The following is a 504-nucleotide window of genomic DNA, read 5'->3' on the forward strand; positions in this document are numbered from 1 at the left end:
ATGTAAAACTTCAGTCTGGACAGATACGTGTCAGCCCCTTTACTAAATTAGTAATTAATGAATTACGACAGGTATGGAAAAGGAGGAAAAGCCACTGTCAGGTTCGATAGCAATAGAGATAACGAAGCCGACCCTACAAGTACCAGCAAGCAACCCCACAACAAATAGCCTGCATACAACGGGCTTTCTGTCTAATCAAATGCTAATCGAACTACTTCTTTGCTTTTTGTTTTACATTCCACAAGAAATGACTTGGATTAGCCGTGAGTTTTGATTTGTAGTCGCTATGTGATTTCATTCCACTAAGCCCTGCTATGCCAGTAGCAATCAAACTTGCCCCGCCAGTCACAACACTAAGACCTAAACCCGCCACGGCAATTGCTGTTTCAGCAAAATGGGTATTTCGGATGTGCTTCATTTGAGGTGCTATCTGGCGCATCTGTACTTCGAATAGTTCATGCTGAGTGTCTTCGATTATTGCTTTCACACGACCAAAGTCAGTTT

Annotated in this window: 1 pseudogene; it reads right to left on the reverse strand. The window is 42.5% G+C overall.

Annotated elements, in window-relative coordinates:
* Nucleotides 1–211 precede the first annotated feature (211 nt).
* Nucleotides 212–504: pseudogene (locus tag AB4486_RS27055) on the reverse strand (hypothetical protein); the annotation flags it as partial.

Origin of the sequence: Vibrio sp. 10N.222.55.C6 (assembly GCF_041473395.1) — a bacterium.
Lineage (GTDB): Bacteria > Pseudomonadota > Gammaproteobacteria > Enterobacterales > Vibrionaceae > Vibrio > Vibrio crassostreae_C.